Source organism: Alkalihalobacterium sp. TH-98, from assembly GCF_057473385.1.
In genome coordinates, this window is record NZ_JBYCKM010000039.1 from 73,957 (window position 1) to 99,192 (window position 25,236).

Here is a 25,236-nt window from a genome sequence, read left to right on the forward strand (position 1 = left end):
GAAATAGGTTTTATATCGTTATCGCTTAAATAATAGGTGTACCATTTTTGGTATACCTTTTTTGTCATAATAGAAGTAGTTAAACAAGGCTCTTTTGTAAGTTTTGAGAAGAACCAAAAAGACAAGTGCACATTTTTAAATTTTAACTGTAAAAGGATGGTGCTCAGATTGAAATTTTTCCATACCGCAGATTGGCATCTCGGAAAATTAGTACAAGGTGTCTATATGACAGAAGATCAAAAACATGTACTAGACCAATTGATTAAAGAAGTAGAAAAGGAAAAGCCAGATGCTGTCGTCATTGCTGGAGATTTATATGATCGCTCCATTCCACCGACTGAAGCTGTCGATCTACTAGATGAAGTATTAGAAACGATCGTGTTAAAATTGAAAATTCCAGTACTTGCGATCGGTGGAAACCATGATGGCCCTGAGCGCCTTGATTTTGGAAGGAAAATTATGAAGACGAACGGTTTTCATATTGTAGGTCAATACACAGATACGTTTGACCCCGTAATACTGCATGATGAGCATGGAGAAGTTCACTTTCATTTAGTTCCTTATGCTGAACCTAGTAAAGTTCGCTATGAAATGCAACTAGAAGACGTTCGATCTCATAATGAAGCAATGCAAGCGATTATTAATAAAATTGTTGAAACGATGGATAAAAACGCTAGACATATTTTCGTTGGACATGCCTTTGTAACTCCATACGGCGAAGAAAAGCCAAATACAAGTGATTCGGAACGCCCGCTAGCGATTGGGGGAGCTGAGCACGTCAATGCTAATATGTTTGCTCCATTTCATTACACAGCTTTAGGGCATTTACACCAAGCCCATCACGTTGGGATTGAAAAAATTCGTTATGCAGGTTCACCATTAAAATACTCAATCTCGGAAGAACATCATAAAAAGGGCTACTATATCGTCGAGTTAGATCAAAGTGGTGAAGTGTCAGTTGAAAAAAGATTGTTAGAGCCACGCCGAACGATCCGGACTGTAGAAGGTAAGATTGATGAAATTGAGCAGCACGAACGCAATGAAGATTACGTATTTGTTAGATTATTAGACGAGAGCCCAGTCCTATCACCGATGGAGCGAATCCGTTCGGTTTATCCTAATGCGATGCACGTAGAAAGAGTAATTTCCTTTTTAGCTACGGATCACGATAACGAGGAAACGATGGTACGTTCGAAAATGGATGAACTTTCTCTTTTTAAGGCGTTTTACAAAGAAGTAAAAGGCTCAGACATAACAGAAGAGACTGAACAATTATTCAGCGAAGTGTTACAAGAAACGATCAGATTGGATGGTGAGCGCAAATGAGACCGATAAAATTAACATTAACTGCGTTTGGACCTTATAAACATAAGGAAGTCATTAATTTTAGAGACTTAAAAGAACACCGTCTATTTGTCATTTCTGGAAATACAGGAGCAGGAAAAACGAGTATTTTTGATGCGATTTGCTTTGCTCTATATGGTGAGGCAAGCGGTGAAGATCGTAATGATTCAAGAATGCTTAGAAGTCATTTTGCAGCGGATGAGGACCATACATCGGTTGATTTTGAATTCGAACTTCGCGGCCGGATGTACCGTGTGTTTAGACAGCTCGCACATATTAAAGGAACAAATAAAACAGCAACCGGTGACAAATATGAATTGTATGAGATAACAGACGGCCAAGAAATGTTATTAGTCGATCGTTTGACAGTAACTCATGTTAACGAAAAGCTTCAAGAAATTATCGGATTAACGAAGGAGCAGTTCAGCCAAATCGTCATGCTCCCACAAGGGGAATTTCGAAAGTTATTAACGTCAGAAACTGAAGACAAAGAAGAAATCCTACGAAGAATATTTAAAACAGGATTGTTTAAACATGTAACAGAGCGTTTAAACGAAAAACGTGTTTCGTCACAAAAAGTATATGAAGAACAAAGGCAAGAACGCGACCTTCATATTAAAAACATTTCCAAAAATCTCCCTACGCGTGAGGGTTCATTGTTTACAGAAGTGTTTGCTCAAGAAAATTATAATACGTACCAAGTCCTCGAAGCGTTAACAGATGAAATGGCGTATTACCAACAAGAAACAACACAACAAAAACTTCGGTTGGACGAACATAATCAGCGACTTCAAGAAAAAACGAAACAATTTCATGAAGCAAAAGCCATTAATGAACGATTTGAAAATTTAGAAACGAAGCGGAAACTAAATGAAGTTTTAGAACATAAAATTCCTGAAATGAATGAAAAAGAACGAGAGCTAACGTTAGCGGAAACCGCTAGTCAATTAGAGGTCCATGAAGCACATTATAAAGAAGTCGAGCATGAACTTCAGCAAATTAAAGAGCAACATGAAAAAGCAAACAGAGAACTTGTACAAGCAGAAGCAGCTAAGGTCACAGCTGAAAAAATGTACAAAGTGGAAGAAGCGAAGCATGAAGAACGGGAAGATATAGTAGTTCTCGTTAACAAATTAAAGGAATATGTACCGAAAGTAGCAAAACTCGATGAACATCGAACGTCATTACAACAATTGAAAAAAGAAGCGGAGCATTTAGAAAAACAAACTGAAACTTTTACGTTACAGTTGAAGCAATATAAAGAGATAAAGGCTGAGAGGACAGCTGAGATTAAACGTCTAGAAACAAATAGTCAAGGGTATGCGCTAAAAGTCGAGCAACTGCAAGACATGAAAACAAAAGTGAAAGCAGTTCATGAGTATATAAGCTTAACAGATAGACAAACACGATGTTCTACACAGATACAAACAGAGGAAACAGCTTTTGGGGAAGTTAAAAATGCCTATGATGAATTAGAGGCCCGATGGATTGCTGGACAAGCTAGTTTGTTAGCTGAGCATCTACATGAAGGGGAATCGTGCCCTGTTTGCGGCAGTGTTGAACACCCTGAGAAAGCTATTCAAAAAGACAATATCCCAACGAAAGAGCTTCTTGAACAAAAACGGAGTGAAAAAGACAGTATTGAAGCTCAGTTTAGAAAATTACAAGCTGAACTTAGTACAATTCTTATGCAGCAGGAAACTAAACAACAAGAACTTCAAGACTTCGGTATATCGCCTGAAGAGCCACACAACACATTACAGCAACTCACTGAAACAGAAATGGTGTTGCAAAAAGAGATCTCTCAACTTAAATCAGAGCAAAGAGAATTGGATCAGCACAAAAAAGCACTGGAACAACTAGAAAAATACATGGAACAAACAGAAACGGAAAAGCTCCAAGTTGAAAAGCATTATAATCAAACAATCATAACTTTTGAAAAAGAAACGACGTTACATGAACAATTATTAAAAGACATTCCAGCCGATTTTCAGTCACTAGAGAAGATCCAAAATGAAATTACCCAACAAGAAGAAAAAAAGCAAAAGCTTGAGCGACAGTGGAAAGCTGTTCAAGATGCATTAAACGAAGCGAATGAACGTTTTTTTACTACGAAAACGACGATTTCTAATGTTGAAAAACAAGTCTTATCTACAAGTGAGAAAAAAGAAAAAGCGTATAATAAATTTCAGGAACAACTGTTAGCAGCTGGCTTCGCAACAGAAGAAGAGTACCACGGGGCAAAGCGAACAAAATTAAAACGAGATGGTCTGAAAGAAGAAATTGAAACATTTAAGACGGACTTAACTACAACGAAAAAGCAAGTCGCCGAGCTTGAAAGTGATTTAAAAGATAAAGAACGTTTTGATCTTGTTACCTTGGAAACGGATCTTCATCATCTAGAACAACTAATTGAGCAAATAAGATTAACCTATATTCAAATGGACACTAATGTGAATTTGATTAAACAAGCTATCATAGATATTGAAAGTGCAAGCGAAAAAGTGAAGGAAGCTGAACAGATTTATTACATTCATAAGGACCTTTATGATGTCGTTCGGGGGGATAATGCGAAAAGGATCTCATTTGAGCGATATTTATTAATCGAGTTTTTAGAGCAAATTGTTCAAGTCGCGAATCAACGATTAACTCGACTTTCCAACGGTCAATTCCAGCTTGTTCGAAGTGATCGACTTGAAAAAAGAGGAAAGCAAAGCGGGCTGAGTCTAGATGTGTATGATAATTATACGGGACAAAAGCGCGATGTAAAAACGTTGTCAGGTGGCGAAAAGTTCAATGCATCCTTGAGTTTAGCACTCGGTATGGCTGATATTATTCAATCACACCAAGGTGGAATTTCTATAGAGACGATGTTCATTGATGAAGGATTTGGCTCATTAGATGAAGAATCACTCAGTAAAGCGATCGATACGCTTATTGAGCTGCAACAATCGGGAAGGCTAATCGGTGTCATTTCACACGTCCAAGAACTTAAACAAGCGATACCAGCTATTTTAGATGTGAAAAAAACAAAAGAAGGTCATAGTCAAACGGCATTTGTCATTAAGTAAAAGGAAATTGATGAGACAGGTGACTCAAAAAGGATTTTATAACCTTATTATTCCACTATATAAACGGATGGTAAAAGTAGTGATTAAGGTATATGTAACTTTCAAAGAGTCACCTCTATTCTTCTACTATTTCAAAAAAACGAGAAAAAGACGTCAATTTTTTAAAATTATATAAAAAAACTAACAAAAAAATTAATTTTCAGAAAATTAATTAAAGACAACATACTAACCGGTAGGTATAATATAAATAGAAAGGGGAAACTCTTAACTTTTATTATGTCTGGGGGAATTAGTATGCATTTACGTTTAACCGAAGAACAACGAATGGTACAAAAGACAATTCGCAAGTTTGTGGAAAATGAACTAATGCCGTTAGAAAATGAAGTATTACGTAATGAAAGAGAAGGAAGACCAAGCCTTTCTGAGGAACAAATGAAAGCGCTTCAATTGAAAGCGAAAGAATTTGGTTTCTGGGGGATTAATACGCCAGCAGAATATGGGGGGGCTGATCTCGGGAATATGATGTTAGCCATCGTCATGATGGAAGTTTCAAAGACGTTCGTGCCATTCAGCTTTGGTGGAAGTGCAGACAACATACTTTATTATGCAAATGAAGAACAAAAGAAAAAGTACTTAATACCAACGATTAATGGTGAGAAGAAATCGTGTTTTGCAATGACTGAACCAAGCGCTGGCTCAGATACGCGAAACATTAAAATGACAGCTGTGAAAGATGGAAATGAATGGGTACTCAATGGGGAAAAAACATTTATTACAGGTGGAAACGAAGCTGACTTTGTCATGGTTATCGCAATTACGGATAAAGAAAAACATAAGGCGACAGGCACAGAAGGTATTACTTGCTTTATTGTAGATCGTGATATGGGCTGGAGATCTGAAAATATAGATACGATGGGAGAGTGGGGGCCAGCTGGATTAGTGTTTGATAATGTCCGTGTACCTGAAGAAAACATTTTAGGTGAGCTTCATAAGGGGTACCAGCTTGGCTTAGAATGGATTGGTTTTGCCCGCTGGATCGTTGGAGCTGCAGCAGTAGGTGCATCCGAACGATTATTACAAATGGCAATTGATTATTCAAAAGAGCGTGAAACGTTTGGTAAACCGATTGCAGAAAGACAAGCCATTCAGTGGCAAATTGCAGATTCTGCCGTTGAAATTGAAGCAGCTCGTTGGTTAACCTTAAATGCAGCTTTTACGCTTGATCAAGGTGAGGATAATCGTCACGTAGCCTCAATTGCCAAATTATATGGTTCTAATATTGGCAATAGAGTCGTCGATCGTGTATTACAAATTCACGGCGGTATGGGCTATACAAGAGAATTGCCAATTGAGCGCTGGTATCGAGAAGCAAGACTTTGGAGAATTTACGATGGCACAGATGAAATTCAGCGCTTAATCATTTCTCGTAATTTACTAAAAGGTCATGTAAAGTTGGGACAGTCTATTTAATAAAATTTTTAGTTTATAGTTAATGGGAGGATATTGAATATGAGTAATCGTTTTGATGGAAGAGTAGCTTTTATTACAGGTGGTAGTCGTGGAATTGGAAAGGGAGTAGCCTTACAATTAGCTCAAGAAGGAGCGAAAGTAGCGATTGTCGATGTTAATGCAGAGGCATTAGCAGAAACATCGAATGAATTTAAAGAAAAAGGCTACGACATTTATACAAAAGTAGTAAATGTCGTTGAAGCCGAGCAAGTACAAGAGTCGGTTGAAGAGGTTGTTCAGGCATTTGGTTCTGTTGATATTTTAGTAAATAATGCCGGTGTCATCCGTGATAATTTATTATTTAAAATGACCGAAGCGGATTGGCAGACGGTAATGGATGTCCATTTAAAAGGTTCATTTAATGCAGCGAAGGCTGTTCAATCCCATATGGTTAATAACAAATACGGACGTATTATTAACATATCGTCTACTTCAGCACTTGGAAATCGCGGGCAAGCAAACTATGCTGCAGCAAAAGCAGGTTTACAAGGGTTTACAAAAACGCTAGCAATTGAATTAGGGAAATATGGAATTACTTCAAATGCTGTGGCACCAGGGTTTATTGAAACAGAAATGACGAAAGAAACAGCAGCAAGAATCGGTGTTCCTTTTGACGATTTCATTGAATTTGCTGTCCAGGAAATTCCTGTTGGAAGAAGTGGTAAGCCTAGTGACATTGCGAATGCTGTTGCGTTTTTTGCAGATGAAAACTCATCGTTTGTTAATGGCCAAGTGATTTATGTAGCTGGTGGACCAAAAGATTAGTGAGGTGAGAAGTATGTTTAAAGATTTTATCGGTAAACGTTCAAATAAAGTAAAAAATGTCGTTGAAAGAGGTGCAGTGAAGAAGTTTGCGGAAGCTATTGGTGACCTTCATCCTATTTATATCGATGAAGAAACAGGTCAACAGTCAAGGTACAAATCCAATATCGCGCCGCCTACCTTTCCGAGAGTATTCGACTATGGCGAAATCGAAGGCTTCAACTTACCGAACGTTGGTCTGATCCACGGGGAACAAGTCTATCATTATGAGAGACCTCTTTTAGTAGGGGAAGAGATTAATTGCTTTGTTGAAGTAGTAAATTATGTAGAAAAGTCAGGGCAAAGTGGTTCGATGGGCTTTTTAACATTTAACCGCTATGGAGAAGATTTAGAAGGAAACCCTATTTTTACAGAAAAAATGGTGGTTATCATTACTGAAACCGTTAGAAAGGGGTTAAGTGTATGAGCATTTTAAAAGAATTACAAGTAGGCGAAACATTAGAGCCGGTACAACTTTCCCCTGTATCTAGACTTGATTTGATTAAATATGCGGGAGCATCTGGGGATTTCAATCCAATTCATACAATTGATGAAGAGGCAACAAAAGCTGGATTACCTGGTATTATTGCTCACGGCATGTGGACGATGGGTAACTTAGCGAAGCTGTTTACAGCTCATTATGAAGAAGGTTTTATACAGGATTATAAAATTCGTTTTAAAGGAATGGTTTTCTTAAATGATGTCATTACGCTAAATGCTAGTTTAGTCGAAGTAAATGATGCTAAATTAACTTTTGATGTAAAGGCTGTCAATCAAGAAAACCGTGACGTGATCAAAGGCAGCGTTGTTTATAGTTTACATGACTAGATAAATAATGTAATCGGCTAACTCAATTTTAAGTGTCATACGCCCCTATTTAAGATAAAGAAGGATATCTTAAATAGGGCGTATACATTTTATGAGTTAGCCGCATACAATTATACAGTTATTAGCAGACTTTTTTATGACCCCAAGACGCACCAATTATGATTAACAAGATGAACAGTACCACAATTAGTGAAAAGCCTGCGCCGTATCTAGGTCCATATCCTACACCAGCCACTTGTGGGCCATAACCAAACCCTGGACCTGTGTGAGCACAACCTGGAAGCACTGGACTTACAGGGTAAGCACCGCATCCGTGTCCAAACATAATAACACCACCTTTCTTATCAGGTAGTACATTGTATGTATAAATGTCACGAAGAGTTAATAATTATATGAATTGGAGAGGAATTTTTTAGGAATATGGACAATACAATCTTTATGTACATCCCTGTAATTTAGAAATTTCAGGAGCATTAGTGAGAATTAAAGACTTTAAGATTAGGCTCGTTAACTAGAAACTTTATTTGAGGTTCGGCGTCTAATAAATGGAGGTGAGGAAAAATGGTTGAATATGCGAGAAACTTTTTTATCGCTGTTTTTTTAGGATGTGTATTATTAGGCCTGTTTATCGTAGGCACGAGTGCAACGAATGCACAATCGACTATAGAAGTGAGTACTGCCTTACATGCACACTCTGTAGAAACAGAAAAGCTTTTATTAGAAAAAAAGAATTGACGCATCAAATATCGAATTGGGCAGAAAGACAATGACTAGAAAAGTAAGGGAATATGTCTTATGGTTTTGCATTACGCAATACATAAACTGAAATTCCTTTTTATCTTTCGTCTATATATGAAGTGAGGCCGACCCAAACTGCGTCAGCCCCAATAAAATGTTTTATTGATCAAAATGTTCAAACGGCTCTTCCGTGTCAAAAACTCGGAAGCCATTTTTGTTTAAACTGGAGATAATTTTCTGGCACAATGCCTCGTCTACTTCTTTAGGTAATGTTACAACAATTCTTCGCGAATACGTTTTCCGATTATCTAAAGTAATCAAACTTTGAATGTGAGTATATTTATTAATGACTTGAGTCACTTTATTTAGTGCCCCTTTATATTCCATCGCAATAATTGATAAAGTATAGCTGCCTTGATCGACGCCCCAACTATCTTCTAAAATATCCATAATATGACTATGAGTTAAAATGCCTACAAAGTGTTCTTTTTCATTTAAAATGGTTAAGTATGGTAATCTTTTAATGGAGAGGAAAGCTTCAAAGAAGGAAGAATTTTTATGAATTGTGGCTGCTTTGTCTCTAGCTAATGTAGTTACCGGTAAAGACAAATCGCCTTGTTCTTTTACGATATATTCATAGATTTTCGATTTATAAATATTCCCTAAAAATTTCTCACTGTTTTTATCTAGAATAGGGATGCAACGATACCCGGATTCTTCGAGTTTAGTTAGTGCTTCTTGTAACGTATCGGTCTCCTTACTAAAGACAATATTTGATATGTCTTTATAAATGTTACTCACTCTCATATAAATTCCTCCTTTGACTGTATTACTATATTATTTAGTAATATTATACTTCATATGGTACACTAACTAGCATGAAGAATATGTCGAAAAGGTGTAGTCCGTGAAAATATATAAAATATTAAATAATAATGCCGTTGTAGTAAAAGAAAATGGTGAAGAAAAAATTGTCATGGGATCAGGAATTGCATTTCAGAAAAAGAAAAATGACGTTATTAATCGCCAAAAGATTGAGAAGATTTTTGTGATGAATGAGGGAAATGAAAAATTCCAAGAGCTATTGAAAACATTACCTGAAGCACATATACAAATAGCTGAGGACATCATTACTTACGCTGAAGGTTATTTGCAAGTACCACTAAGTAATCATATCCATATTTCTTTGACCGATCATCTTTCCTTTGCGATTGAACGTCATCAACAAGGGTTTCAAATCAATAATAAGCTATTAAATGAAATTAAGGCCTTATATAAAAAAGAATTTGAAATTGGAAAATGGGCGATTCAATGTGTTGCAGAAAAAATGAACGTTCAACTACCGATCGATGAAGCAGGACATATTGCTCTTCATATTCATACGGCTAAACTTGGCAGCAGTGATATAGCAAGTACACTTCAACAAACAACGATCATAAGTGAAATGATCGAAATCATTCATCAAGAGCTCGGGATGGATCTCGATGAAGAGAGTATCTCCTACCAACGATTATTAACACACCTGCGTTTTGCTCTAACCCGAATAGAAAGTAATGAGCCGTTTCAAGTGATGGATCCAGATATGTTAGAAATCATTCAAACTAAATATGAAAGAGCTTTTACAATTGCAGTAAAAGCAGCGGATTATATTGAAAAAGAGTACGATATTCAACTACCAAGTTCTGAAATGGGCTATATTTCACTTCATATTCAAAGGCTCATTTCATAAGGTATAGTATGTTTCTTATTTAAATGTAACAATAGTAAATTTATTAGGAATTTGACGAAAAAAGTCGAAAAAAGTTTATTTTAGTAGTTGACGAAAGATAGTTTTCAAATTACAATGAAAGCGTATTAATTATATATTGTAGGATTGTTACTGGTTAAGCAGGCAAGACCTAAAATGCGTAAAAAGGATTCCCTTTTTCTATGGGGGTATTCTATGCATTTTAGGTCTTTTTCTTTTGTCTAAATGACTGTCAAACGATCCATAATAAAAAATATTGGAGTGATTAGAATGAACCACAAAGAGGTAGCTTCACAGCTCATCCCTCTCTTAGGAGGAAAAGACAACATAATTAGTGCCACACATTGTGCGACTCGATTAAGAATCGTTCTACAGGACGACTCGAAAGCACAGAAAGATGAAATTGAGGAGTTAGATGGAGTTAAAGGAGCTTTCTTGAGCTCAGGGCAGTTCCAAATCATATTTGGCACTGGTATCGTCAACAAAGTGTATGCACCGTTTTCTGAAGAAGTCGGTTTAAAGGAGAAAGAAGCAATTGATCACTCAGAAGCAGTGAAAAAGAAGATGAACCCGTTTGCGAGGTTCGCTCGTACGTTATCAAACATCTTTGTTCCTATCATCCCGGCCATTGTTGCAGCTGGTCTATTAATGGGACTGCTTGGAATGCTTCGAACGTTTGAATGGGTAGCTCCTGATAGTGCTTTTATTGTTTTACTTGATATGTTTTCAAGTGCAGCCTTTATCATTCTTCCTATTTTAATTGGTGTTAGTGCAGCTAAAGAATTTGGAGGAAATCCGTATTTAGGAGCGGTTATCGGTGGAATTATGACGCACCCAGCCCTGTTAAATCCATGGGGCTTAGGAAATGCTGAGCCAGATATGCTTCCTTTTTTAGGTTTTGAAATTGCTTTAATCGGTTACCAAGGAACAGTTATTCCTGTATTACTTGCAGTCTATTTTATGAGTAAAATTGAAAAAGGATTAAGAAAAGTTGTTCCCAATTCAGTAGATTTATTAGTTGTTCCATTTATAACCATTATAGCTACTGGTTTCGTTTCTCTAATGATTATCGGACCACTTGGTACATTTGTAGGGGATGGAATTACAACGATTTTGAACTTTGTTTATAATCATGTTGGGTTTGTGGCTGGACTCTTGTTTGGTGGTACTTACTCTCTTATCGTTCTTACAGGTGTACACCACAGTTTCCATGCAATTGAAGCAGGTTTAATTGCAAGTATTGGAATTAACTACCTACTACCAATTTGGTCAATGGCCAACGTTGCTCAAGGGGGAGCAGGACTTGCAGTATTCTTTAAAACGAAACGTGCAAAAACGAAAGAGATTGCATTACCTTCTGCTTTTTCCGCTTTCTTAGGTATTACAGAACCTGTAATCTTTGGGGTAAACTTAAGATATCGTAGACCATTTATTGGTGCGATGATTGGTGGAGCATTAGGTGGAGCTTATGTTGTATTCATGAATGTAGCAGCAACAGCTTACGGCCTGACAGGTATCCCGATGATTGCGATTGTTTTACCACTAGGTACAATTAACTTAATGAACTATTTAATTGGATTTGCGATTGCTCTAGTTGCTGCGTTTGTGGCTACGTGGATCTTAGGATTTAAAGAAGAGGAAAAATAAATAGTTGAGAACAGGCGATTGATGCCTGTTCTTTTCTCAACTTTTTACGGAGGGTTTACAAGATGATGAAGCAAGGAGTCATTTCGTTAGGTGAGGCTTTAATTGATTTTATCCCATTAGATAAAGATAATATTTCGTACCAGAAAAGTGCTGGTGGTGCGCCTGCAAATGTAGCCGTAGGAATTGCACGTTTAGGTGCGAAATCGACGTTTCTCGGAAAAGTAGGCGACGATGTCTTAGGGCATTTTTTAAAAAATACATTAGATAAATATGGTGTACAAACCAACTACATGTATTTAGACCAACAAACTCGAACCGGTGTGGTGTTCGTTACACTAGCAGCAGATGGAGAGCGGAGTTTTGATTTTTACATTAATCCAAGTGCTGATCAAATGTTAACAACAGAAGAAATCACACCAGAGCTTTTTGAAGAAAATAAAATCCTTCATTTTGGTTCAATTAGTTTAATCAATGATCCCGCGAGATCAGCTACGAAAAAAGCAGTAGCGCTTGCAAAAGAAAAAGGGATGCTCATTTCATACGACCCTAATTTACGCTTGAACTTATGGCCGAGTGAAACAGCTGCTAGAACAGCGATTACCTCTATGCTTGAACAAGCAGATGTTTTGAAAATCTCTGAAGAAGAACTGAATTTCATAACAGGTAAAAAAGATCTTGCCGAAGGGCTAGAAGCATTAGCTTGTTATGAGATCCCGCTCATCTTTATCACACTAGGAGCGGACGGATGTATTGTGTACTTAAATGGTAAGAGACAGTCTGTACCTGCAATGAAAGTCGATGCGATTGATACAACAGGTGCTGGCGACGCTTTCGTTTCAGGAATTTTATACCAGCTTAATCGATCGGAAAAAGAAATACATTCATTAACTCTTGAGGAAGTTGTAGAGATGGCCAGGTTTGCAAGCGTGTCAGGTGGATTAGCAGCTTCTACAAAAGGGGCGATGACAGCATTACCGACATTAGAAAAAGTTGAAGAAATGTTAGAAAAGTAGTTAGAAGAAAAGGAGTGATCACTTGTGGATCGTAACAGTGATCTAATTCATCAAGCTCAACAAACAGTTGTAGAATATAAAGATATAGTCAATCAGGATAAGTACCGTTTACATTTTCACTTGATGCCACCCGTAGGATTATTAAATGACCCTAATGGTTTTATTCAGTGGAAGGGGAGATATCATTTATTCTATCAGTGGAATCCGTTTAAAACAGCTCATGGTGCCAAATTTTGGGGGCATTATAGTTCGAGTAATTTAGTGGATTGGAAGGAAGAGAAAATCGCCCTTGCCCCGAGTGAATGGTTTGAAAAAAATGGATGCTATTCAGGAAGTGCCGTAGAAGACAATGGAAAATTAAAGCTTCTTTATACAGGAAATGTGAAAGATGAAATGGGGAACCGCGAAACGTATCAATGCTTAGCGGAATCGACGAATGGAATTGATTTTCAAAAGAAAGGCGTTGTCCTGCGTCTGCCCAAAGGATATACTGCCCACTTTCGCGATCCGAAAGTCTGGAAGTATGAAGAAAAGTGGTATATGGTCATTGGTGCTCAATCACCGCAATTAGAAGGACGAGCAGTATTGTTTTCATCAAACGACCTTGAAGAATGGAAAATCATCGGTGATGTGGCTGGGACAAATCTAAACGGAATAGGTGACTTCGGGTTTATGTGGGAATGTCCTGATTTGTTCCAATTAGAAGACAATGACATTTTACTTGTGTCCCCTCAAGGACTTAAACCAGAAGGAATGCTTTATCAAAATGTCTATAATACCGGGTATTTTATTGGGAAACTAGACTATCAAACGGGTGCCCTTAAACATGGTGAATTTTTTGAACTAGATCGTGGCTTTGAATTTTACGCACCGCAAACAACAGTTGATGATCAAGGCCGGCGCTTAATGTTTGGCTGGATGGGTGTACCTGAACAGGAAGAAGATAGGCATCCAACTATTGCTCAGCATTGGATTCATGCGATGACCATTCCGCGGGAGTTGTTATTTAGAGATGGTCGCATTTATCAGCAACCTGTCAAAGAATTACAAAACCTACGAAAAAATGAGTTGACATTAACAGATGCTAAGATTGATTCAGAGCACTCTTTTGCCCAACTGGAAGGATCGGTTTATGAACTTCAAATGCATGTGGAAGAGTTTGAAGCTGAGCAGCTAAAAATATCAATAAAAGATGGTGTTCATCTTAGTTACAATAAAAAAGAACAAGTATTTACACTTGAACGGGTGAGTTTAACTACGGGGGCACCAGAAGTACGTCAATGTCATCTTACTAAAATGACTAAGCTGCAAGTGTTTGTCGACACTTCAGCGATTGAAATTTTTATTAATGATGGACAAGAAGTGTTTACGGCTCGGATGTTCCCTGATGATGTTATTAATAAAAGTATTACCTTTAAAGCTGAGGACGGTCATGTAAAGGGTTCAATCCAAAAGTGGGATTTTGAGTAATAGAATACATTTAGTAACACCATGGCTTTTTGCGGAGCCGTGGTGTTTTTTATAATTTTTAGATTTATGTTTTCTTATTATTAGATACATCATTAAGTGGGGAGAAGTGGGTTTTGGAGAGCGGTTGGATAAGAGTTAATTGTCTTTGTTGATATTTCATATTTTCGACTTGTCATGATTGTGATTGGCCTTTCATATGAATGGTTTATGTCTGTCCCAAATAAATAAAAGAAAAATGTGGCAGAGAGGAGGGATCCAATCGTTGTCTTATTGGAAAAATAGTTTTCATCATGACATGGTCGCTGGAGTCATCGTTGCAATATTAATTATTCCACAAGCAATTGCTTATGCTATTCTAGCTGGTGTTCCTCCTGTTGTAGGATTATATTCAGCTACAGTCCCGGTTTTGATCTACTTATTATTTGGTACCTCACCACACTTGTCGGTAGGTCCGGTTGCTGTCGTATCTTTGCTCATTTTTTCAGGTGTATCAACAATTGCCATACCTGGAACGGATGATTATTTTAGTCTAGTAATAACAGTCACTTTTTTGGTAGGTGTATTACAAGTATTTTTTTCTGCTTTGAAATTCGGCACATTGTTGGAATGGATTCCTTATAGTGTCATTAAAGGTTTTACATCGGCATGTGCGGTTATTATAGCAGTTAGTCAAATTGAAAATTTAATTGGATTTTCACTTGGGCACTCAACATCTGTTATTCATACTTCTATAACGTTATTTTCAAACTTAGAAAGTATACATTTAGCAACGTTTTTAATTGGGCTCATAAGTATTTTTCTTATCTTAACGATGAATTCCATCAGTAAAAAGTTACCGACACCGTTGTTTGTCGTTATCATCTTAACTGTCAGTGTATCCTTCTTTCGTTTAGATAATTTCGGGGTGCCGATCATAGGTCAGCTTCCCCAAGGGTTTCCAACTTTTACACTACCGATGTTTAGTGCAGAGGTATTAATGGCGGTTTTTCCGACAGCTATCATTATTGCTTTTATTGGATACATTGAGTCCATTGCGGTCGCACAAGTGATTGCGGAAAAAGAAAATTATAAGTTAGGGGTAAATCGGGAACTAACTAGTTTAGGATTAGCTAATACCATTGGTGCCTTTTTTTCGAGTATGCCAGTAGCAGGAGGCATTTCACGATCAGCAGTAAATTATGATTCTGGTGCAAGAACAAAGGTTGCTAGTTTGGTTACAACGATATGTATATTTTTAACGCTACTGATGTTTACGCCATTATTTTATTTTTTACCGAAACCTACCTTAGCAGCGATTATTATAGTGGCAATCACTAAAATAATTAACATAAAAGGATTATGGTTAACTTGTAAATCTAGTAAAAGAGACTGTATCTTATTATTGACTACATTGTTTATGACATTATTATACGGTCCGGAGTGGGGGATCGTATGCGGGATAACACTTGGAGTACTATTGCAACTGTGGAACTCACGTATTTCGCTTTAGTGAACTAAAGGTGCCAGGCACCGTTATACACTTTTGTGTATAATTGGTGCCTGGCACCTTTATTTAATTGTACTTCTTTTTTTGCTTTTCTGATTAGGTTGCGTTGTGATCGCTTTCTTCGTAGGCGATAAGGATGACGTCTTTATGTGATTCTGCCTGCAAATCTTTTTCCAGTTCCATAACCCGGTTTAACAATTCAGGGCTGAGATCTGCTGCAGTGTATCGATCATACTCCGTAGGTTGTTTACGTTCGTTTGTCATGGGATCCTCCTAAGTTGAAATAATAATTGTAATATGTCATTAACTTTCTCACCAATATCTGTTATTATTCAATCATGTGTAATTATTTTAATATTAGAAATATATAAAGTTTAATGCATAGTCATACTAAGAATAGAGAGCTGTTTTATTATAGTGTGAAAGGAACATGCAGCTTGCAAACTACAAATACTAAGTTACGTTTAGTGGGAATTGGGCTTGTTTTATTAGGTGCCATCTTGTGGGGAGTTTCAGGTACGGTTGCTCAATTCTTATTTCAAGAGAAGAGCTTTAGTGCTGAATGGTTAGTAGTTATACGTTTACTACTAGCAGGCATATTTCTATTACTTATCTGTGTTTGGAAACGTAATCCGAATGTATGGAGAATTTGGAAGGTGCAGAAGCACCGATATGCGATGATTTACTTCGGAATTGTTGGAATGCTGGGAGTTCAATATACATACTTTGCTGCAATCGAAACGAGTAATGCGGCTACAGCAACATTGCTTCAATATCTTGGGCCTGTTTTTATTACTGTATATATAGCCATCAAATCGAAAGCTTTACCTACTAGGAGTCAAATGATAGCGATCCTTCTAGCGCTTTCAGGAACCTTTTTACTTGTTACTCATGGGAATTTTCAAACGTTATCCATTTCGGGCTGGGCGTTATTTTGGGGAATCGCATCAGCACTAGCGTTAGCTTTTTATACGTTGCAACCAACCCAACTATTGAAAGAATATGGTTCAGCAGTTGTTGTTGGGTGGGGAATGGTAGTGGGCGGAGTTGCCATGAGCTTTATTCATCCCCCTTGGCAAGTGGTTGGTTCAATCTCTTTAGTATCTATACTAGCCGTGTTATTTGTTATCATTTTCGGTACTCTAATTGCCTTTTATAGTTATTTAGAAAGTTTAAAGTATTTAAGAGCAACAGAAACAAGTTTATTAGCTTGTGCTGAACCATTATCAGCTTCCATTTTAGCTGTTATATGGTTAAATGTTGCGTTTGGCCTTTCAGAATGGATTGGGACCATCTGTATTATGGGAACGATCGTTATCCTATCTCAAACAAAACCGAAAGCTAAAACAATAAATAGTCAAATTGACCGTGCTAAGGCGAACTAGTAAAAGAACATCTCTCTGGAGGTGTTTTTCTTTTTGAAATTATTAAGGCGGGATGAAAAAGAGTGCATTACTGAGGTAAGTTATATTTTATGGTAAAATAACGTAGTACTATTTTTATGATATACATAATTTAAAAAGATTTTACCCTAAAGGAGTATTTCCATTGAATCAACATACGACAAACGAAAACCAACATAAAGAGAAGATCCATAGTAGAAAAATTCTTATCATTACTTCAGTTGAAGCTGAAAAAGAAGCGATATTACGCGGACTGAAACCACCGAACTCTATCGATGTGGTCGTTTCAGGAGTCGGTATAGCAGCTGCAGCAGCTACAACAGCTAGAGAATTAGCAACTAAAACTTATGATTTAGTCATCAACGCAGGAATTGCGGGTGGATTTGTTGGACAAGCAGAAGTGGGATCCATTGTCATCGCTAATGAAATCGTTGCAGCTGATTTTGGCACAGAAACATTAGATGGTTTCACGAGTATCGATGAGCTCGGATTCGGTTCGTCCCGAATTAAAGCAGAAAAAAATCTTGTTGAAGTTGTTTCAAAGACATTTTCAAACGTAGGTCAAACTGTTACAACTGGTCCGATTATTACGGTTTCGACAGTGACAGGGACGGCTGAAACTACCAAAGAAATGCTGCGGCGAGTACCTAGTGCTAAGGCGGAAGCAATGGAAGGCTTTGGAGTTGCAACAGCTGCCGGGCAATTTAGTGTTCCGATCCTTGAAATTCGTACAATTTCAAATGAAGTTGGACCAAGAGATCGAGATGCCTGGCGGATAAAAGAAGCATTACAAACTTTACAAGAAGCAAGCACCACTTTACAGGAGGTTTTAACATGAAAATAGCTTATTCTCCTTGTCCAAATGATACTTTTGTTTTCCATGCATGGGCACATGGTTTAATCCCCGGTGCCCCTAATCTTGATGTCACTTTCGCGGATATTGATATAACTAATAATCTCGCTACGAAACCGAATAATCTAGATGTGCTTAAAATTTCTTATGCCGCACTGCCTTGGGTATTATCAGAATATGCTTTGTTGCCATGTGGCGGCGCATTAGGCAGAGGGTGTGGACCGTTAGTGCTGACGAAAGGTGAGATTAAAGAGGCGGCAGAGTTATCTGGTCATCGTGTAGCGGTTCCGAGTGAACGTTCAACCGCTTATTTATTATTCCGGCTCTGGGCAGCACAAAACATTCCTGGAGGAGTAGAGATTGTAGTTATGCCATTTCATGAAATTATGCCAGCCGTTCGCGACGGGAAAATAGATGCTGGACTAGTGATTCATGAGGCAAGATTTACATATCAAACGTATCAATTAAACATGTTACAAGATTTAGGTGTTTGGTGGGAAGCAGATACGAATTTACCAATTCCGTTAGGCGCAATCATTGCCAGGCGTTCACTCGATCTTACTGCTATAACAGATTGGATACGTTCATCAATTGACTATGCATGGGCAAACCCGAAAGCGTCAGAAGATTATATTTTATGTCATGCACAAGAAATGTCAATGGACGTTGCACAAGCCCATATCAATTTGTATGTGAATGAATTTACTAGAAATTTAGGTGAAGAAGGCTACGAAGCCGTCTTTTCGCTCCTCGGCCGAGCGGCAGACGAAGGCTTAGTCCCCCAAATTGACCTAAATGCATTGCGTTTATAATCGGACGTTAAAAATTGTATGAGGCAATGAAAATCATTTAAGGCTCCTATATAACATTTATGAAGTTTTCTTTTGCGCTTTAACAAATGTTTCCGATGAAAAAATTCGAATAATTACTGATCCACCATATATACGTGCTTGAATGAGTAATGGTTGAGTGTAATTATTTTTAAATTTAAAATCAGGTCCATACCAACTGACAGTTGCATCACGGCCAGGAGGGACATATCGAACACGACGACTATGGGAATAGCGTTGGACGATTTCTACACCGACTTTATCAACGGCATTAAAAAGGGTAGAGGACACCTGGCAAATTCCCCCGCCAATACCATCTGTCAACTCGCCTCTAACAATAATGGGGGCGGGTATATACCCTTTTTCAACGGTCCGATTGCCAACTACTTTGTTAAATGAAAAGGTTTCTCCAGGAAAAACAACGTAGTTATTAATCGCATCTACAGCTAAAGAGATATTGTGAGCTCGTTGCATGTTAAACTGATTAAAATACGTCACATATTGTCCAACCTGTTTGTTACGTAGCGATAAAAGTAGTTCGCTGTCAACGCGAGGGTATGTAATAAATCGTGGAACTTCAATTTCATCAGAAGAGTTATTAAAAAAGTAAGCGTAAAAAGCCTCAGAAAACCGTTTCCGATCTAACGCGTACCCGTATTGTTCTGGAACTAATCTGCCGTGGAGATCGATGGTAGCATCGACTGGTTCTCTCGTTACCTGCTGTTCGATTTTATCGATGAAGGTTTCTAGTTTTTCTTCATCCACCAGTAACCCTTCGAAAACAGGAGTTGTAAAATCAGACCGGTTCACCGTTGCCAGTGTTTCCCCTTCTAACGTAATGGTTAAATCACTATGTACGTTTATTATTTGCATAAAAATTAGAATAAAAGTAATAAAAGTATGATTCATCAGCAATATCCCTCCTACAACTAGTTTGAGTTGTAAGATAATTTTTCATGAAATACAAAAAATGGGAGTGTCGGTTGCGATTAAATTAGAATGTGTAATAAAGAGTAGAGCTCATATAAAAAATGAATAGTACCAGCAACAAAATTCAAATAAAGAACTCCAACGATTTGAATAGAACAAATCGCTAGAGTTCATCAACTTACCATGCTAATTTTAATAAAAATCATATTCGTCCTCAGCTGGGTTCGCTTCTACTGCAATTTCGTAGGCACTTAGAATAGCATCCCGCTCTTCAGGGTCGGAGATGCCGACTAACTGCTGCTCTCCTTCATGATCCTCAACACGCATTAAAACGGTTTCATCATCTGAAGAAAGAAGCGCATAAGAGTGTTCATCCATATCAAACAATGCTTCGACCGCAAAATCCATTTCATTTCCATGTTCGTCTTCTACGGTAATATGATCACGTAATTCATTCGGTTCCACACAATCACCTCACATCATTATTCAGACGTAATATGCCCTTGAACGAGCGTAATTATTTTTATATAAGAAAGTTATTCTTTTGGGTTAAAAGTGTACTGCAGAAGTACCTTTGACTGGTGGAGAATTTTAGAGCTTCAGTATAAGTACACTTACGCCTTTGTTTTCTTGGCTCACTAGCTAGTTTTCTTACATGAATTTCAGGTTTTAAGAAAAAATACAAATATGATTAGTTGTATCATCCATAACCATGAACGCATAGCTAAGTGACGTGATATAGAGGTGGTTGAGTTTGAAATTAATATATAGGATGTTTAAAATTCAATTCATTTGTTTTGTTGTATTGTTATTCTATTTCTATTTACATGGAAGCCCATCGGTTGATGCGACTATTGATCATCAAGTAATAAGTAAAAAGATTGATCAAGTCCTACAAAAACAGACTCATTTAGAAGGCTCCTTAGTTTCAATTAGTGTTCGGTCAGCGGCCACTGGAGAATTACTCTATGACTATAATGGAAATGTTCGTTTAAAGCCTGCTTCTAATATGAAAATATTAACGGCTGTTGCTGCATTGTCAACATTAGGACAAGAGTATTGCTTTCAAACAGAATTACTCACCGATGGAAAGCAAAAATGGGGAATTCTAAACGGTGATCTGTATGTCAAAGGACAAGGTGATCCGACGCTTCTAAAGTCAGATATTGATGAGATGGTAAAAACGCTTAAAAAGCAAGGTATAAAAGTGATTCGAGGTAATCTCATTGGCGATGATACATGGTATGACGATGTACGTTATTCGATTGATTTACCATGGAGTGATGAAACGATGAGGTACGGACCTGCGATATCAGCATTAACAGTAGCTTCTTATGAAGATTATGATGTCGGAACGGTTACGTTACATATCGTACCTAGTGAAGAGGTTGGCAAACCTGCTCAAGTGAATATGCAACCATCTAACACCTATTTGGAAATTGCCAACCTTACAAAAACGGTTTCCAAGGAGGGGAAAGAAGAACTAAGTATTGTAAGGAAACATGGTACGAACCAATTATTAATTGAAGGAACTTTACCGATACATACAACAGACTTTCAAGAAACGATTGCTGTTTGGGAACCAACTGATTTTGCTATACATCTTTTTAGACAATCGTTAAAGGATCAGGGCATTTATTTGTTAGGCAATGTATCACACGGTGTTACTCCAGAAAACGCAACGGTATTGAGTGAACACACTTCAATGCCATTAGCTGATATCCTTATTCCTTTTATGAAATTGAGTAATAATGGACACGGTGAAATGCTCGTTAAAGAAATAGGGAAGATTGTGAAAGGTGAAGGATCGTGGGAGAGAGGTCTTGAAGTTATTGAGCAAGTACTTAGACGTTATGGCATGAATATGGATTCGATTTTATTAAGAGATGGATCTGGTATCTCTCATACGAACTTAATTCCAGCCAATGAACTGTCGAAAATATTATTTACCATACAAAACGAAAAATGGTCTTCTACTTTTTATCAATCGCTTCCTATTGCCGGGGTTTCGGATAAAATGATCGGCGGGACATTAAAAAATCGCATGCAACACACACAAGATCGGATAAGTGCAAAGACAGGAACATTGACAACTGTCAGTACCATTTCAGGTTATGTGAACTCGATAAGTGGTGAAACGTTCATTTTTTCAATTCTTACCAATAATATGCTTGATAATAAAGCAGGAAAGAACTTAGAAGACCAAATTTTAATGGAATTAGCTAACTTTTAAAAATCGGTGAGCATATTGATCAGTCTTGCTTAACAAGATGTGATATTCTCTTTGTAAAAGAAAAAATGAGGTGTGTTTTAATGAAGATTGAAGTTTGGTCAGACTACGTATGTCCGTTTTGTTATATTGGAAAAAGGCGCTTAGAAAGTGCTTTAGAGAGTTTTTCTCATCGAGACGAGGTCGAGGTAAAGTTTAAGAGTTATGAACTAGACCCACACGCTAGTCACGATACGGACGAATCGATGTATGAAATTCTATCTAAGAAATATGGTATGTCGGTTGAAGAAGCTAAAAAAATGACGGATGGTGTTGCTGCACAAGCAAAGACTGTTGGACTTGATTTTGATTTTGATCAAATGATTCGAACGAATACTTTAGATGCACATCGTCTTGCTAAGTTTGCAGAATCAAAAGGGAAGGACAAAGAAGTAGCTGAAGATTTATTAAAAGCTTATTTTATCGAGGCAAAGCATATCGGCGATCATACAACTTTAAAAGAGCTGGCAGTTAATGCAGGTCTTGATGTTAGTGAAGTGAAAGAGGTACTAAACAGTAATGCCTTTGAAGACGAAGTACGAGCAGATGAAGCCAAAGCAAAAAATATTGGTGTTCAAGGAGTACCGTTCTTCGTAATTAACGATAAGTATGCTATTTCCGGTGCACAACCAACGGAGACATTCTTAAATGCTTTACAAAAAGTATGGGAGGAAGAGAATGAAAAATCACCGTTAAAACCTCTTACATCAGCAGGGGACCAAGGTGCGACATGTACAGATGATCGTTGTGAATATTAAACATTGTAACCCAATTCACATTGTGAATTGGGTTTTCTACTTAAAAAAATCAATTCGATTCGACAAAATCATTTCTATTTTTACAAACTCTGCTATAATTGAGGGCAGTTAATGAATTACACTTAAATGACGATTTTTCACCATATTATGTAGAAAATCTAGAAAAATTTGATTGTAAACTTCATGTTGAAAGTCTTAAAAGTTGGAGTGGTTTTTTGAAAAATGTAAGTAAGCTATTTACTATATACATCTTTGTTTGTATGGCCCTTTTTTTACTTGTCCATTACGTGTTCCAGGTCCCAAATGGTGTTATATTTTTCGTTGTTCTGCTTCTCCCAATGTTTTGGTTATGTACTCAATACAATCACTTGCATAAAGAAAAGGCAAAGGTTGTATCAGACAGAAGTGAACTCCAAAAAAACTATCATTCTCTATTAAAGGAAAATGAACACCTTCATGAATTAATGAACAGCTTCAATGAAACGTTTTTCTCTTACAATGTAAACGAAAATAAGCTGTTTATTTCGAAAGGAATTGAGAACCTTTTCTCTCATGATCAAGAAGATTACCATCAAAATGCAAGGTTAATAGAAACCGTTTTAAAACCAATGGAAGAAAGCAAGACTTCATTTAGAGATCAATTGTTTGCGAATCGAAAAATGAGAAACCAGTTGATTGTTACCGATAAATACAATGAAAAACGCTGGCTTGAAGTATTAACCACCCCTCTGTTTGACGGTTCGGAAAACATCATTCGAGTAGATGGTATGATTTCAGATATTACGAAGCGTAAACAATTAGAAGAATATTTAAGGCAAATGGCTTATTACGATGAATTAACCGACTTACCGAACCGAAAGTTAATTCATAAACATCTGCGAAAAGCAATGGCGAGATCAAAACGTCATCAGCACAGCTTAAGCATTATGTTTATTGATTTGGATGGTTTTAAAAAGGTGAACGACACATTAGGACATGAAGGTGGAGACATCTTATTAAAAGAAGTGGCTAACAGACTTAACAGTTGTGTAAGAGAAGAGGATTTAACGGGACGTCTCGGTGGAGATGAATTTATGATTGTCTTTGAGGAAACCAGTAAAGATGAAATCATAGGCATTGCAGAGCGAATTTTGTCCGTTGTTTCAGCGCCGTACACGATAAATGAGAATGAAGCAAAAGTGACACCAAGTATAGGAATTAGTATTTTTCCTGATGATGGTGAAGATTTAGAGACACTTATTCAAAATGCTGATAAGGCAATGTATTATGCAAAAGAAAAAGGTAAAGGAACGTATCAATTCTTTACTCGAGAACTAGAAGATTATCACTCTAAAAAGGTGGGCATCTTTGAAAAGTTTATAGAGTCTGTCTCTAAAATAAAAGAAAATTATATTCGCTAGAAATGGAGTTTAGGGCTCCTGCTTTTTCAAGTCATAGAAGGGACTTATCAAAAAGGATAAGTCCCTTTCTCTTTTCAAAGTAACAGTAAATGGTGTTACAGTTAAAAAGACTGTCGTTATTGTTGTTGATTGCTTTGATTTTGGTTATTTTGATTTTGGCTATTTTGACCTTGCATTTGTTGATACAATTGCTGTTGCGTTTGATCGATTTGTTGTGTAATTTGGTTCAACATATTAAATGATTGAAGAGATTGCTCTACACTAGATAACATTTGCGAAGCTTGGTGAATAGATTGTTGAAGCTGTTGGAAGGTTTGTTGTTGCTGTTGTTGGGCTTGTGAACTAAATTGCTGGAATTGTTGTAAAAGCTCTTGTGATTGTTGTTGGTTTTGGCCAAATGAAGAACTCATTGAAGACATCTGTTGTCCAGAAGATTGTAATTGATTTAATACGTTTTGCATATTTTGTAACTGACCTTTTAAAGGGGAAATTTCTTCACCAATCTCTGCCTCTACTTTAGCCGCGGCTAATCTTTCTATTTTTTCTTCTGCTGCTTCCTCTGCACGTTCTGCATAAATTTCATCCATTTCCAAGTCTCGATCCATTCTAAGTTCCTCCTTAAATTTGGTGTTTAAAGTAAACTGAGTAATGCTCAATGATTACTCAGTTTCAAAGCATCTAAAGTGAAAACGACCCACATTCCTGTGCTCCATTAAGTACGTACGATCATTACACATACTTCATATAGACACTTTAGACCTAAGTTATTATGAGGAATCAAAAGGTTTTTATACCAAAATAAAATGTTAAAAAGTGTATGTAAAAAGTCAGTGTAGGCAAAATAATAAAAGGAGTGACAGATGCGGGTATCAATACCAGTTTGGCGGGCTCTAGAGGGGAAAATTAAAGGAGAAAGCGTGAAGCAAAGAGCAAGATTGGTGAGCAATAGAGGGAAAAACTAGGAGAAAGCGTGAAGCAAAGAGCCGGAATGGTGAGCGCTAGAGGGAAGAATTAGGAGAAAGCGTGAAGCAAAGAGCGAGATTGGTGAGCGCTAGAGGGAAAAACTAGGAGAAAACGCGAAGCAAAGAGCCGGATGGGTGAGCGATAGAGGAAAGAATTAGGAGAAAGCGTGAAGCAAA

At 37.3% G+C, this 25,236-nt stretch carries 24 protein-coding genes; 18 read left to right on the forward strand and 6 right to left on the reverse strand.

The window, feature by feature from the left end; genetic code table 11:
• Positions 1–168 precede the first annotated feature (168 nt).
• The 6 genes from AC2VNP_RS14235 (at position 169) to AC2VNP_RS14260 (ending at position 7,553) form a co-directional block, all read left to right on the forward strand.
• On the forward strand, positions 169–1,326 hold the full coding sequence (locus tag AC2VNP_RS14235; protein ID WP_486917963.1) for an exonuclease SbcCD subunit D: 1,158 nt from the start codon (positions 169–171) through the stop codon (positions 1,324–1,326).
• A complete protein-coding gene (locus tag AC2VNP_RS14240; RefSeq protein ID WP_486917964.1) occupies positions 1,323–4,415 on the forward strand; it encodes an AAA family ATPase in 3,093 nt (1,030 codons plus the stop codon). The genes AC2VNP_RS14235 and AC2VNP_RS14240 overlap by 4 nt, the downstream gene beginning before the upstream one ends.
• A 294-nt stretch (positions 4,416–4,709) precedes the next feature.
• Positions 4,710–5,885, forward strand: a complete 1,176-nt coding sequence (locus tag AC2VNP_RS14245; protein ID WP_486917965.1) for an acyl-CoA dehydrogenase family protein — start codon at positions 4,710–4,712, stop codon at positions 5,883–5,885.
• Between the two features lie 39 nt (positions 5,886–5,924).
• Positions 5,925–6,689, forward strand: coding sequence for a 3-oxoacyl-ACP reductase FabG (fabG, locus tag AC2VNP_RS14250; RefSeq protein ID WP_486917966.1), 765 nt, complete (start codon positions 5,925–5,927; stop codon positions 6,687–6,689).
• Positions 6,690–6,702: 13 nt separating this feature from the next.
• Complete coding sequence (locus tag AC2VNP_RS14255) at positions 6,703–7,152, forward strand: MaoC family dehydratase N-terminal domain-containing protein (RefSeq protein ID WP_486917967.1); 450 nt, start codon at positions 6,703–6,705, stop codon at positions 7,150–7,152.
• Positions 7,149–7,553 (forward strand): MaoC/PaaZ C-terminal domain-containing protein, encoded by a 405-nt coding sequence (locus AC2VNP_RS14260; protein WP_486917968.1) that lies wholly within the window; start codon positions 7,149–7,151, stop codon positions 7,551–7,553. Before AC2VNP_RS14255 ends, AC2VNP_RS14260 begins: the two co-directional genes overlap by 4 nt.
• A gap of 121 nt (positions 7,554–7,674) precedes the next feature.
• On the opposite strand, the gene AC2VNP_RS14265 is transcribed toward AC2VNP_RS14260, so the two are convergent.
• Entirely contained in the window at positions 7,675–7,881 is a 207-nt protein-coding gene (locus tag AC2VNP_RS14265; protein ID WP_486917988.1) for a YjcZ family sporulation protein, read from the reverse strand.
• A 233-nt stretch (positions 7,882–8,114) separates the two neighbouring features.
• Between AC2VNP_RS14265 and AC2VNP_RS14270 the strand changes: the two genes are divergently transcribed.
• Positions 8,115–8,288 carry a hypothetical protein gene (locus AC2VNP_RS14270; protein WP_486917969.1) on the forward strand — a complete coding sequence of 58 codons (174 nt, stop codon included), beginning with the start codon at positions 8,115–8,117 and terminating at the stop codon, positions 8,286–8,288.
• Between the two features lie 162 nt (positions 8,289–8,450).
• Here the strand turns inward: AC2VNP_RS14270 and cbpA are convergent, their stop codons facing one another.
• Entirely contained in the window at positions 8,451–9,098 is a 648-nt protein-coding gene (gene cbpA / locus AC2VNP_RS14275; RefSeq protein WP_486917970.1) for a cyclic di-AMP binding protein CbpA, read from the reverse strand.
• Between the two features lie 100 nt (positions 9,099–9,198).
• Here cbpA and AC2VNP_RS14280 point away from each other — a divergent pair, with 100 nt between their 5' ends.
• The 5 genes from AC2VNP_RS14280 to AC2VNP_RS14300 all read left to right on the forward strand — a co-directional run bounded on the left by AC2VNP_RS14280 (position 9,199) and on the right by AC2VNP_RS14300 (position 15,657).
• On the forward strand, positions 9,199–10,020 hold the full coding sequence (locus AC2VNP_RS14280) for a PRD domain-containing protein (protein ID WP_486917971.1): 822 nt from the start codon (positions 9,199–9,201) through the stop codon (positions 10,018–10,020).
• A 288-nt stretch (positions 10,021–10,308) separates the two neighbouring features.
• Entirely contained in the window at positions 10,309–11,685 is a 1,377-nt protein-coding gene (locus AC2VNP_RS14285) for a sucrose-specific PTS transporter subunit IIBC (RefSeq protein WP_486917972.1), read from the forward strand.
• A 65-nt stretch (positions 11,686–11,750) separates the two neighbouring features.
• On the forward strand, positions 11,751–12,698 hold the full coding sequence (locus tag AC2VNP_RS14290) for an aminoimidazole riboside kinase (protein ID WP_486917989.1): 948 nt from the start codon (positions 11,751–11,753) through the stop codon (positions 12,696–12,698).
• Between the two features lie 24 nt (positions 12,699–12,722).
• A complete protein-coding gene (locus AC2VNP_RS14295; RefSeq protein ID WP_486917973.1) occupies positions 12,723–14,168 on the forward strand; it encodes a sucrose-6-phosphate hydrolase in 1,446 nt (481 codons plus the stop codon).
• Between the two features lie 262 nt (positions 14,169–14,430).
• Positions 14,431–15,657, forward strand: coding sequence for a SulP family inorganic anion transporter (locus AC2VNP_RS14300; RefSeq protein ID WP_486917974.1), 1,227 nt, complete (start codon positions 14,431–14,433; stop codon positions 15,655–15,657).
• Between the two features lie 93 nt (positions 15,658–15,750).
• Here the strand turns inward: AC2VNP_RS14300 and AC2VNP_RS14305 are convergent, their stop codons facing one another.
• On the reverse strand, positions 15,751–15,918 hold the full coding sequence (locus tag AC2VNP_RS14305) for a hypothetical protein (RefSeq protein ID WP_486917975.1): 168 nt from the start codon (positions 15,916–15,918) through the stop codon (positions 15,751–15,753).
• A gap of 173 nt (positions 15,919–16,091) precedes the next feature.
• Here AC2VNP_RS14305 and AC2VNP_RS14310 point away from each other — a divergent pair, with 173 nt between their 5' ends.
• From AC2VNP_RS14310 to AC2VNP_RS14320, 3 genes are all read left to right on the forward strand, one after another.
• Entirely contained in the window at positions 16,092–17,039 is a 948-nt protein-coding gene (locus tag AC2VNP_RS14310) for a DMT family transporter (protein ID WP_486917976.1), read from the forward strand.
• 163 nt (positions 17,040–17,202) lie between these two features.
• Positions 17,203–17,895 carry a futalosine hydrolase gene (locus AC2VNP_RS14315; protein WP_486917977.1) on the forward strand — a complete coding sequence of 231 codons (693 nt, stop codon included), beginning with the start codon at positions 17,203–17,205 and terminating at the stop codon, positions 17,893–17,895.
• Complete coding sequence (locus AC2VNP_RS14320) at positions 17,892–18,722, forward strand: 1,4-dihydroxy-6-naphtoate synthase (RefSeq protein WP_486917978.1); 831 nt, start codon at positions 17,892–17,894, stop codon at positions 18,720–18,722. The genes AC2VNP_RS14315 and AC2VNP_RS14320 overlap by 4 nt, the downstream gene beginning before the upstream one ends.
• A 57-nt stretch (positions 18,723–18,779) precedes the next feature.
• Here AC2VNP_RS14320 and AC2VNP_RS14325 read toward each other — a convergent pair whose 3' ends face one another.
• Together AC2VNP_RS14325 and AC2VNP_RS14330 are read right to left on the reverse strand one after the other, a co-directional pair.
• On the reverse strand, positions 18,780–19,649 hold the full coding sequence (locus tag AC2VNP_RS14325) for a VanW family protein (RefSeq protein WP_486917979.1): 870 nt from the start codon (positions 19,647–19,649) through the stop codon (positions 18,780–18,782).
• Positions 19,650–19,862: 213 nt separating this feature from the next.
• On the reverse strand, positions 19,863–20,135 hold the full coding sequence (locus AC2VNP_RS14330) for a DUF1292 domain-containing protein (RefSeq protein WP_486917980.1): 273 nt from the start codon (positions 20,133–20,135) through the stop codon (positions 19,863–19,865).
• Positions 20,136–20,442: 307 nt separating this feature from the next.
• Between AC2VNP_RS14330 and dacB the strand changes: the two genes are divergently transcribed.
• The 3 genes from dacB to AC2VNP_RS14345 all read left to right on the forward strand — a co-directional run bounded on the left by dacB (position 20,443) and on the right by AC2VNP_RS14345 (position 24,097).
• Positions 20,443–21,903, forward strand: coding sequence for a D-alanyl-D-alanine carboxypeptidase/D-alanyl-D-alanine endopeptidase (gene dacB / locus AC2VNP_RS14335; protein ID WP_486917990.1), 1,461 nt, complete (start codon positions 20,443–20,445; stop codon positions 21,901–21,903).
• Positions 21,904–21,983: 80 nt separating this feature from the next.
• Positions 21,984–22,697: a DsbA family oxidoreductase gene (locus AC2VNP_RS14340; protein ID WP_486917981.1), complete on the forward strand. Its 714-nt coding sequence runs from the start codon at positions 21,984–21,986 to the stop codon at positions 22,695–22,697.
• Positions 22,698–23,035: 338 nt separating this feature from the next.
• Positions 23,036–24,097: a diguanylate cyclase domain-containing protein gene (locus tag AC2VNP_RS14345; RefSeq protein WP_486917982.1), complete on the forward strand. Its 1,062-nt coding sequence runs from the start codon at positions 23,036–23,038 to the stop codon at positions 24,095–24,097.
• A 116-nt stretch (positions 24,098–24,213) separates the two neighbouring features.
• Here the strand turns inward: AC2VNP_RS14345 and AC2VNP_RS14350 are convergent, their stop codons facing one another.
• Positions 24,214–24,702 (reverse strand): hypothetical protein, encoded by a 489-nt coding sequence (locus AC2VNP_RS14350; RefSeq protein ID WP_486917983.1) that lies wholly within the window; start codon positions 24,700–24,702, stop codon positions 24,214–24,216.
• Positions 24,703–25,236 lie beyond the last annotated feature (534 nt).

Coding starts and splice junctions, on each gene's coding strand:
- AC2VNP_RS14240 (WP_486917964.1), top strand. CDS start 1,323: ATGAGACCGATAAAATTAACATTAACTGCGTTTGGACCTTATAAACAT.
- AC2VNP_RS14245 (WP_486917965.1), top strand. CDS start 4,710: ATGCATTTACGTTTAACCGAAGAACAACGAATGGTACAAAAGACAATT.
- fabG (WP_486917966.1), top strand. CDS start 5,925: ATGAGTAATCGTTTTGATGGAAGAGTAGCTTTTATTACAGGTGGTAGT.
- AC2VNP_RS14255 (WP_486917967.1), top strand. CDS start 6,703: ATGTTTAAAGATTTTATCGGTAAACGTTCAAATAAAGTAAAAAATGTC.
- AC2VNP_RS14260 (WP_486917968.1), top strand. CDS start 7,149: ATGAGCATTTTAAAAGAATTACAAGTAGGCGAAACATTAGAGCCGGTA.
- AC2VNP_RS14270 (WP_486917969.1), top strand. CDS start 8,115: ATGGTTGAATATGCGAGAAACTTTTTTATCGCTGTTTTTTTAGGATGT.
- cbpA (WP_486917970.1), bottom strand. CDS start 9,098: ATGAGAGTGAGTAACATTTATAAAGACATATCAAATATTGTCTTTAGT.
- AC2VNP_RS14285 (WP_486917972.1), top strand. CDS start 10,309: ATGAACCACAAAGAGGTAGCTTCACAGCTCATCCCTCTCTTAGGAGGA.
- AC2VNP_RS14290 (WP_486917989.1), top strand. CDS start 11,751: ATGAAGCAAGGAGTCATTTCGTTAGGTGAGGCTTTAATTGATTTTATC.
- AC2VNP_RS14305 (WP_486917975.1), bottom strand. CDS start 15,918: ATGACAAACGAACGTAAACAACCTACGGAGTATGATCGATACACTGCA.
- AC2VNP_RS14320 (WP_486917978.1), top strand. CDS start 17,892: ATGAAAATAGCTTATTCTCCTTGTCCAAATGATACTTTTGTTTTCCAT.
- AC2VNP_RS14325 (WP_486917979.1), bottom strand. CDS start 19,649: ATGAATCATACTTTTATTACTTTTATTCTAATTTTTATGCAAATAATA.
- dacB (WP_486917990.1), top strand. CDS start 20,443: ATGTTTAAAATTCAATTCATTTGTTTTGTTGTATTGTTATTCTATTTC.
- AC2VNP_RS14340 (WP_486917981.1), top strand. CDS start 21,984: ATGAAGATTGAAGTTTGGTCAGACTACGTATGTCCGTTTTGTTATATT.
- AC2VNP_RS14345 (WP_486917982.1), top strand. CDS start 23,036: ATGTTTTGGTTATGTACTCAATACAATCACTTGCATAAAGAAAAGGCA.
- AC2VNP_RS14350 (WP_486917983.1), bottom strand. CDS start 24,702: ATGGATCGAGACTTGGAAATGGATGAAATTTATGCAGAACGTGCAGAG.